At 71.3% G+C, this 551-nt stretch carries 1 protein-coding gene; it reads right to left on the minus strand.

Going from position 1 to position 551, the window contains the following annotated elements; genetic code table 11:
* Positions 1-33: 33 nt before the first annotated feature.
* The coding region (locus KZA10_RS17290) for a hypothetical protein (protein ID WP_218683525.1) at positions 34-551 on the minus strand (518 nt) is incomplete at its 5' end.

Below are 551 nucleotides of genomic sequence, written 5' to 3' on the forward strand. Positions count from 1 at the left end.
GGGTCGGGCCGGACGAGTAGCCGGTCGCGCCGGCTACTCGGTCCAGTGCGCCGGGGTCGGGAGGGTGACGTCGCGCACCTCTACTGCGTCGTCGGTAACCGTGGCGACGCAGTAGAGCAGTGACTGCGTCGGGTAGCCGTGCGGACGGTTGTCGCGGATGATCGCCCGGTCGTCCTCCGGGGCCAGGGCGGTCGAGGATGCGAGCAGCGCGGTCCACTCGGCCGTCCAGTCCGCGCTGTCAGCGGTCGGCCCGAGGGCTCGGAACTCCGGCAGCCAGGCCTCGATCCTCGGGGTCGTCACATCGTCGAGGTCGTCGTGAGCGATCATGTGCGTGCCCGGATCGATGGGCGTCTCACGCAGGTCGACGCCGTCCCACGACAGCACCCTGGCGCCCTCCGGCCGCACTTCGAGCAGATTGAAGCCATGCATCGACAGCGGTGCGACGGGGGAGCGGCCGCTGACCGACTCCAGCGCGAGGGCTCCGCGCGAGACGACGTGCGTCTCGGGGAGGCCCTCCACATCCGCGCGGTTCAGCAGTACGGCGAGGCGGC

The organism is Microbacterium sp. BF1, from assembly GCF_019279095.1.
In the GTDB taxonomy this organism is placed as follows: Bacteria; Actinomycetota; Actinomycetes; order Actinomycetales; family Microbacteriaceae; genus Microbacterium; species Microbacterium maritypicum.